General features: G+C 44.9%; 6 protein-coding genes. 4 read left to right on the top strand and 2 right to left on the bottom strand.

The window, feature by feature from the left end:
- Positions 1-67: 67 nt before the first annotated feature.
- Together ACFI32_RS14670 and ACFI32_RS14665 are read right to left on the bottom strand one after the other, a co-directional pair.
- A complete protein-coding gene (locus ACFI32_RS14670; protein WP_462627371.1) occupies positions 68-925 on the bottom strand; it encodes a delta-class carbonic anhydrase in 858 nt (285 codons plus the stop codon).
- A gap of 356 nt (positions 926-1,281) precedes the next feature.
- A complete protein-coding gene (locus ACFI32_RS14665; RefSeq protein ID WP_462627370.1) occupies positions 1,282-1,941 on the bottom strand; it encodes a YcxB family protein in 660 nt (219 codons plus the stop codon).
- Between the two features lie 329 nt (positions 1,942-2,270).
- On the opposite strand from ACFI32_RS14665, the gene serS reads away from it, so the two are divergent.
- The 4 genes from serS to ACFI32_RS14645 all read left to right on the top strand — a co-directional run bounded on the left by serS (position 2,271) and on the right by ACFI32_RS14645 (position 7,470).
- Positions 2,271-3,557 (top strand): serine--tRNA ligase, encoded by a 1,287-nt coding sequence (gene serS, locus ACFI32_RS14660; protein WP_462627369.1) that lies wholly within the window; start codon positions 2,271-2,273, stop codon positions 3,555-3,557.
- 201 nt (positions 3,558-3,758) lie between these two features.
- Positions 3,759-4,925 (top strand): hypothetical protein, encoded by a 1,167-nt coding sequence (locus tag ACFI32_RS14655; protein ID WP_462627368.1) that lies wholly within the window; start codon positions 3,759-3,761, stop codon positions 4,923-4,925.
- Between the two features lie 87 nt (positions 4,926-5,012).
- Positions 5,013-7,010 carry a transketolase gene (gene tkt / locus ACFI32_RS14650; RefSeq protein ID WP_462627367.1) on the top strand — a complete coding sequence of 666 codons (1,998 nt, stop codon included), beginning with the start codon at positions 5,013-5,015 and terminating at the stop codon, positions 7,008-7,010.
- Between the two features lie 130 nt (positions 7,011-7,140).
- The gene (locus ACFI32_RS14645) at positions 7,141-7,470 is read left to right on the top strand and encodes a hypothetical protein (protein WP_462627366.1); all 330 of its coding nucleotides are present in this window, start codon (positions 7,141-7,143) and stop codon (positions 7,468-7,470) included.
- Positions 7,471-8,176: the final 706 nt, after the last annotated feature.

The following is an 8,176-nucleotide window of genomic DNA, read 5'->3' as shown; positions in this document are numbered from 1 at the left end:
GTTGTAAACTAAACCGTCCAACATTTGGGGGTCAGTTCAGATCTATCGGCTTTCTAAAAAGTTCGACTCACTTAATAGGCGATAGCAGATTAGGATTTGTCACTAGGTTGCGTACGCCATGGGCATGATCTTCATCAAACACATTGCGTTCACACCATTTGCCTATAGATTTGATATTTACCTTTTTGACTTTAGGGCGTAGGCTCCATGTCACATTGTATGGCGAGCCTTGTTCGTTGTAGCTTGGTCCTGTCGTTGAGCCGACGTATTGAACAGGTATACCCGTATCAGTTGGGATGTTGATGGCTTGGGTGCGCTTATCGCGTATGTCATATTTTGCCAGATCCATAAAATCTGCGGCATTGTCGTCGTTTACTGCGACGATGACTTGCCCTTCGACTCGCAGTTGTGGGTTCAAAACAGGATTGGCCACACAGGCCCCTAAAGTCGCGCCTGGTTTTACCAAAGAAGTAGAGTAGACGTAATGCACCTCAAGCGTATCACCCGATTGAATGGCACCATGTTCACTTGGGCACACGGCTTCAGCTAAAGGGGCACTCTCGGCGGCGGTGAGCTGTCCTGAGTATTGATAGCCCGTACCATATCCATGACCATCGCCATCACCAGCATACGTCGTAAATTCGCCGCCTTTATGCTCAGCATTTTCATGCAAATGAATGTTACATAAGTTCATGTGCTTGGCACTTGGCGCAAGGCTAAAGACCAGCGGGTTTAGCCCTATAGTGCGATCAATATCACGTGGCGACTGCGGGCCAAAACCTAGGTTTTTAGTGTTTTGAGCCAACATGGCGCGCTGCTGAGCCACGCTCTTTTTTTCGATGTGATTTGACCCTACGGCGCAAGCCTGTAGTGCCAATATGGGCAATGATAGTACTGCTAGCTTACATAATGTTCGAGTGCTCATGATGTCCTATACTCTCGTGATGTCCAAAAGGTATTTTATTATGGCAAAAAAAATCCACATGGTTACTTCTATTTGAGAATATAGACTGACGCTAGACTGCCCAATCAATGACCAAAAAGGTGTCCGCATTGAGTAATATAGGCAGATGTGAAGGGCATGGTTTTACGAGGTGGTTTGGTCTGGCAACATACAAAGACTATCTGAGTGGTAAGGGTCTGCTGCTGCGATGATTCGTGATTGTGTAAAGGTCGTGGTATCGTATTTTATCAGGTACTCTTTACCCTTTCAGTCCGTGAATGATTTATCACGCACTGAAAGTGCAAGGGTTACTGTGCCCACTAAAAGGCATTACTGATTTAGGCAGGTGGCTGTAAGTTCTCAGGATTTAGGCCGCGTGTTGGTACGGTTTCTTGTAGGTGCTGGCGTACGGTATTAATCGGGAACTTATCAGCTTCTAGGCGCTTAGGTATGATTTGGCTGCCTTGTTGGCCCTTGACTTCAAACAGCATAAAGATATAGTCGTCAGTCTCATCCCAGCTCTTAACAGCGCTCCACGGGATGACAGCTTGCTGAGTGGTGGACATGCGCATTTGCATACCTCGCACTTGAGCGTTCTTTAGGCCTTCTGGCTGGCTGGTGGGCATTGCCATGATAAAGCCGTGTTTTTGTACTCCAAGCTTCATTTGACGCATTTCATCTGGCATCTCTTGCTCAGCGATTTGTTTTTCAAACTCTTTTTTGACATACCATTTAAAGCCTAAAGTACGAATGAGTACATAGGCGACCACGGCAACGAGCATCAACCAAAACAAGATGGTCGAGTACCCAGAGACAAAGACCAGACCTGCTATCGCTAGGATCACAACCACTGCCATGATAAGCCACTCTTTGGTTTTGATGCTTGAGAGTCCAAAAGACTGGTTGGCGTTGGCAAACAGCTCGTACTGTGCTTGGCGAAATTCAGCCTCAGTTAGGTTTAAGGCAATGGGTTGTAAGGTATAGGGGTACAGGGCCATAAAGGTTCTCAGAGACTAAGATGGGGTACAATGGGCGCAAACGAGTACGCCAACATTGGCGATAGGTGATATGGTATGCGCTTATCTTACCGAAAAGTGCACTCAAAAGAAACATAATTACCACCGCACTGTTATTGGCGACGCGTAGGCGTGGTCAAAACTGCTGGGTCTTGGTATGATAGCGGCACCCATCTGCTTTGAGAAAAAACAAGGTAGTATGGTAAGGAAGTTATTGAGTTATCAAGCTTGGGCATAAGTATCAGCTGACCAATAATTATCCTAATAATGTCTTAACTTCTTATTCACCTTTAGTGTCACAGGCAACGATTATGATTGATCCAAAACTCTTACGCGGCAATTTAAGCGATTTACAACAGCAGTTGGCCACTCGTGGTTACGTGCTTGATATGAAGTTTTGGCAGTCGATTGAATCCGAGCGTAAATCTTTGCAAGTCAAAACCGAAGCGCTGCAGTCGCGCCGTAACGCGGGTGCCAAGCAAGTCGGCGCGCTTAAAAAATCAGGCGAAGATGCCAGTGCGCTGTTGGCTGAAATGCAAAGTGTCAGCGGTGAGATTAAGGCCGCCGAAGACGAGCTACGCATCTTACAAGAGCGTATTACCCAAGCGGCATTACAAATTCCAAATATTCCTGCGGCAGATGTGCCAGTTGGAACGTCAGAAGACGATAACGTAGAAGTGCGCAAATGGGGTACGCCGCGGACGTTTGATTTTGAGATTCAAGATCATACGCATATCGGTGAGACCCTTGGTATGCTTGACTTTGAAGCCGCGACCAAGTTGACCGGTAGCCGCTTTAATGTGCTCAAAGGTCAATTGGCGCAGCTACACCGCGCCTTGATCCAGTTTATGCTCAATACCCATACCATCAAGTACGGCTATACCGAGACCTATGTGCCTTATATCGTCAATAGCGAGAGCTTAAAAGGTACAGGTCAGTTGCCAAAGTTCGAAGATGATTTGTTTAAGCTTGGCAACCACACCAACAATGAAGACATGGATTTTTATTTGATCCCAACGGCTGAAGTACCGATGACCAACTTGGTGCGCGGCGAGCGTTTGGACATCAAAGAGTTGCCATTAAAATTCACGGCGCATACGCCATGTTTCCGTAGTGAAGCGGGTTCGCACGGTCGTGATACCCGTGGCTTGATCCGTCAGCATCAGTTTGAAAAAGTAGAAATGGTCAATGTTGGTACCGCTGAGCAATCTGATGAGTTGCTAGAGGCGATGACAGGACAGGCCGAATACATCTTGCAGCAGCTTGTATTGCCGTACCGTACGGTACAACTCTGTACCGGCGATATGGGCTTTGCGGCACAAAAAACTTATGACATCGAAGTTTGGCTACCAAGCCAAGACACCTACCGCGAAATCTCAAGCTGCTCTAACTGCGGTGATTTCCAAGCACGCCGTATGGGTACGCGTGTCAAAGATGGTAAGCAAACCAGCCTTGCACATACCTTAAACGGTTCAGGTCTAGCAGTCGGTCGTACGCTACTCGCCGTGATGGAAAATCATCAAAACGCCGATGGTAGCATCACGATTCCAGAAGTATTGCGTCCGTTTATGGGCGGTGCTGAAACGATCGCACAGTAGAGTATCTATATGATCGACTTGGCCAAAACTTGCTTGACTGCTGTGTTTTTAGGTTTGTCTTTGATATCGTTTAATAGCTGTGCTGAGAGTAGCGGTGATGATACGAAGATAAATCATACAAAAGCAGGCGATGCTGAATCAGCAGCCACTACCTTGTATCTACTAGGATACGATGTGCCAGAAGATCAGCGCAAGCAAGTTGTGGCACAAGATATCGCCACATTGAAGGAATACTCAGACAAACATGCTGCTATTAAAGATGTTAATGCGTTTTTTGAAGATAACTCACCCAAGTATAAGCGAGATGATTACGACTCAGTTAACGTATCAAGCTTGACCCTGTGTGATTTTCGAGATGCTGTTGGCTGTCTTGAGCGTGTCAACAATGACCCAGAACCTTATCGACAAAGTTTAGAAGCGCTGTCACTGGCTATGCGCGATATCGATATTTTAAGGCAGCACAGCGGTCAGGAGTTGGTCAGCGTTGTTCCTGATGCACTGCGTTCTAGCCATGAGATTATGACTAACCATCAGTATCTGCTGAGGCCGCTAACGACACAAAGTGCTTTGGCTTATCATGATGATCCCAGTGCAGGGCTGACAGCCATGTGCGACAATATTTTTTTTGGTAAAAAGCTCATACAGTCTAAAGACAGTACACTGCAAACATTTATAGGTGTGGGCTTGGTAAATAATAATCTTGATCTGCTTGAGCATGCTAAAGAAGCGCTACCTCAGAGCTGTGTTAAGGCATTACAACCGATGGCACTTACAGATATATCGGTATGTCCAGTAGTGAAAAGCGAGGCTTTATGGCTCAGAAATTTGCTGCTCAGTTTGGATGAAACGCCTGTTTTGTTTAGCCATGATGCATCGATGAAGCTGATCAATGAAGATGTTCAGCGCTTTTGTAATGCAGAGTGGATCAGTAAAGTGAAGAACGATGAGCTGACCACTTACCCCGCAATCGATACAAAGATACCTGTGTTACTCAATCGCAGGGGGAATATGCTGGTTAATATTGCTAGACTTGACTATCCTCAATATCAACACAGGTTGCTCGATTTAAACGCTCGTCTGCGCCTGTGGCAAGCGGCGATCGACCCACAATGCAAGGCGGCTGTTGATAACCCTGAAATATTGAATAGTATGTTTATAGAAACCTATTCGGCTGACAACACTCCGCTTGTCAACCATCTAAGTATGCTGTTAGATGATTTCAATAGCGCTAGAGCATTACAAGTCGATAACCAAAAGCGGCTTTCTATTACTGGCTATGATCAACCGAAAAGTACCGACGAGACTTCTGAAGGTAATTACAAAGCAGGTTTGTCTTACCTATCAGTAAGCTGTCGTGCTGTGCAATAACTTCATGTTAAAATACCCCAAAAATTAGCGCTGTATTATTTTTAATCGCTCCTTATATTTTCATTACCCCGACCACTAGGACACTCTATGCCAGCTCCAATTAACGAACGTAAACTAGCCAATGCCATCCGTGTACTGTCGTTTGACGCGGTTCAAAAAGCCAACTCTGGACATCCGGGTGCGCCAATGGGTATGGCTGATATTGCCGAAGTGTTGTGGCGCAAATTTTTGAAGCACAATCCTACGGATCCTAATTGGCACAACCGTGATCGCTTTGTACTGTCAAACGGTCATGGTTCGATGCTTATTTATTCGTTGCTGCATTTATCAGGCTATAATGTCAGCGCCGATGATCTAAAAGGCTTTCGCCAGTTGCATTCAAAAACCCCAGGTCATCCTGAACTTGGCTACACGCCTGGTGTCGAGACGACGACTGGTCCATTAGGACAAGGTATTGCCAATGCCGTTGGTTTTGCAATTGCAGAAAAGACCTTAGCCGCGCAGTTTAACCGTGACGGTCATAATATCGTCGATCATAATACCTATGCGTTCTTAGGCGATGGTTGCTTGATGGAAGGTATCAGTCATGAAGTGTGCTCGCTCGCTGGCACCTTGGGCCTTGGCAAACTGGTATTCTTTTATGATGACAATGGCATCTCAATCGATGGTAATGTCGAAGGTTGGTTCACTGATGATACCGAAGCGCGCTTTGAGTCTTATGGCTGGCAAGTGATTAAAGTCGACGGTCATGATACTGATGCCATCACCCAAGCGACTGAGCAAGCACTTGCAGAGACTGGCAAGCCAAGTCTCATCATTTGCAAGACCACGATTGGTGCTGGTAGCCCGAACAAACAGGGTCTCGCAGCCAGTCATGGTGCGCCACTTGGTGATGACGAAATCGCCCTGACGCGTGATGCGCTGTCTTGGAAACATGCCCCATTTGAGCTCGATGAAGAAATCTATGAAGCATGGGATGCCAAAGCCAAAGGTGACGTCCAGCAAAAGAACTGGGATGCAGACTTTGAAGCGTATAAAAAAGCCTATCCAGAGCTTGCAGCAGAATTGTCACGCCGCCTAAATGGCGAGTTGCCTGCTGACTTTGCTAGCCAAGCGCAAGCGTATATCCAGCAAACGCAAGAAGCGGGCGGTGATGTCGCCAGCCGTAAAGCCAGCCAAAATGCGATCAACAGCTTGCAGCCGTTATTGCCAGAGCTACTAGGCGGATCAGCGGATCTCGCTGGCTCAAACCTCACGCTATTTAAAGGTGCGAAAGGCATCGAGAAAGACAGCGACGGCAACTATATCTATTACGGGGTACGTGAGTTCGGTATGACTGCGATTGCTAATGGTATCGCATTGCATGGCGGCTTTATTCCTTACGTAGCGACGTTCCTCATGTTTATGGAGTACGCACGTAACGCCGTACGCATGGGCGCACTCATGAAGCAGCGCGTCATCCATGTCTATACGCATGACTCTATCGGTCTGGGGGAAGACGGCCCAACGCATCAACCCGTTGAGCAATTGACTAGCTTACGTACCACGCCAAACCTACGTACATGGCGTCCGTGTGATGCGACTGAATCTGCCAGTGCTTGGGTAGAAGCAATCAAATCAGAAAGCAACCCATCAGCATTGATCTTTAGCCGTCAGAGCTTGCCACATCAAGCCCGTGATAGCGAGCAAGTCGCGAACATCACCAAAGGTGGTTATGTACTGGCAAAAGAGCAAGGCGAGCTACAAGCCATCATCATTGCAACAGGCTCAGAAGTTGGCCTAGCGATGGAAGCGTACGAGACACTCAGCGCAAATGGTGTTGGCGTCCGTGTGGTGTCTATGCCATGTGCTGAGATTTTCGTTGAGCAAGATGCTAGCTATCGCGAAGCGGTATTGCCTGCCAATATCCGTGCTCGTGTCGCAGTAGAAGCGGCGCACGTAGACTACTGGTATAAGTTCGTTGGTCTAGATGGCAAAGTCATCGGCATGACTACTTATGGCGAATCTGCTCCAGCTAGCGATCTATATAAAGAGTTTGGTATTACGACTGATGCTGTGGTCGAAGCGGTAAATAGTTTGGTTTAATTCTTTAATCAAACATAAAACCTAAAAAAGCTGCTAGAGTGATCTGGCAGCTTTTTTGTGGCTATCTAATCATATAATAGGTTTATAATTGATTGTTTAATAGATAAATATAGAGTCTATAGAGTGATTTATGCAGTTTATTAGCATTTATAGAAAAACACCTAAAAATAATTCAGGTACGATTGCTAAGAATAGTACGGTAGTTTGCCGATCTGAACACTTAAGAAACAGCCTTTTCTTAGAAAGAGAAAATGAAGAAAAATTTAAGGTATTAAGATATGTATATGATTGTGCCCTTTCTATTTTGACTACAATCTCAGATATACTGGAGCTTATTGAAGACATCAAGATAGTGCTAAAAGAATCTAAGCATGATATTGAAATCACAAACCACTTAAAAGAAATTATTTTTATGTGCAAATTGTGTATTTGGAATATAGACGAGTTTTTTTGGAAATAAATCCTTGGGTTGTAGATGCTAATACATACCCGACAGCTTTATATAAAGAATATAGATTAGACCTCTTGCATAAGTCATCGCTAGTCCTTGTGACTCTGTTACTGGAATTCAATAAATTGGTACTTTTACTTATTAATGTTTGAATTCATTAAGAAATAAAATAATATGGTATTGCTAAAAGATAAAATATGCCACAATATTGTAAGCGAATATGCATAAAGACATGTGGAGCATCGTAATATTCTAAGTTACCATTAAACTTATTCCCAATAACCCATAATGCTCCAGCAGATAGTATGAGCAGAAAGGCATAAGTGAAACCAATGTCAGAATCCCATCCAAAAAATAATAAGTGTACAAAAAAAGAAAGACCCCAAAATGCAAGAGTTAGTAAGCCATAACCACGCCACGAAAGTACCATTTTCTACCTTTTACCGTTACCTAAATATGTTTCCAAAATATCTTTACGGAACTGCCCAAAACATCAGAAATCTCTTGCACAGCTTCATTAGTCATGTTTGCTCCGTAAGGCGTAGGATCTTCTTTACAATCTTTGTTTTCCCAATAGTCAAAGTGTCTAGAAGGTTCATTAAATGATTAACAACACCTTGTAAATGAACCATCTTCATACAGTTGTAGCTAACTGACCATGGAGCTCTTATTACAGTAGGGTAAGCTTATTTATTCAGACTCAGGTTTTACGTTA

The sequence above is a fragment of the Psychrobacter sp. PSi21 genome (assembly GCF_054960615.1).
This window is presented reverse-complemented; position numbering and strand designations above follow the sequence as displayed.

Coding starts and splice junctions, on each gene's coding strand:
- ACFI32_RS14670 (WP_462627371.1), bottom strand. CDS start 925: ATGAGCACTCGAACATTATGTAAGCTAGCAGTACTATCATTGCCCATA.
- ACFI32_RS14665 (WP_462627370.1), bottom strand. CDS start 1,941: ATGGCCCTGTACCCCTATACCTTACAACCCATTGCCTTAAACCTAACT.
- serS (WP_462627369.1), top strand. CDS start 2,271: ATGATTGATCCAAAACTCTTACGCGGCAATTTAAGCGATTTACAACAG.
- tkt (WP_462627367.1), top strand. CDS start 5,013: ATGCCAGCTCCAATTAACGAACGTAAACTAGCCAATGCCATCCGTGTA.
- ACFI32_RS14645 (WP_462627366.1), top strand. CDS start 7,141: ATGCAGTTTATTAGCATTTATAGAAAAACACCTAAAAATAATTCAGGT.